Genomic DNA, 245 nt, shown 5'->3' with positions numbered 1-245 from the left:
CAAACCCGTGAGCACATCCTGCTGTCCCGTCAGGTAGGCGTTCCGTACATCGTGGTTTTCCTGAACAAGGCTGACCTGGTAGACGACGCAGAGCTGCTGGAACTGGTTGAGATGGAAGTTCGCGACCTGCTGTCCACCTACGACTTCCCGGGCGACGACACTCCGATCATCATCGGTTCGGCTCGTATGGCGCTGGAAGGCAAAGACGACAACGAAATGGGCACCACTGCCGTTCGTAAACTGGT

General features: G+C 57.1%; 1 protein-coding gene. It reads left to right on the top strand.

Annotation, left to right across the window (positions count from 1 at the left end):
- Positions 1 to 245: GTP-binding protein (locus tag ACM6IV_RS16250; protein ID WP_414870770.1), on the top strand; the 245-nt coding region annotated here is incomplete at both ends.

Origin of the sequence: Pseudomonas sp. IT-347P, assembly GCF_949768005.1 — a bacterium.
Lineage (GTDB): Bacteria > Pseudomonadota > Gammaproteobacteria > Pseudomonadales > Pseudomonadaceae > Aquipseudomonas.
The sequence above is the reverse complement of the archived record's forward strand: the minus strand, read 5'-3'. Positions and strand labels throughout refer to the sequence as shown.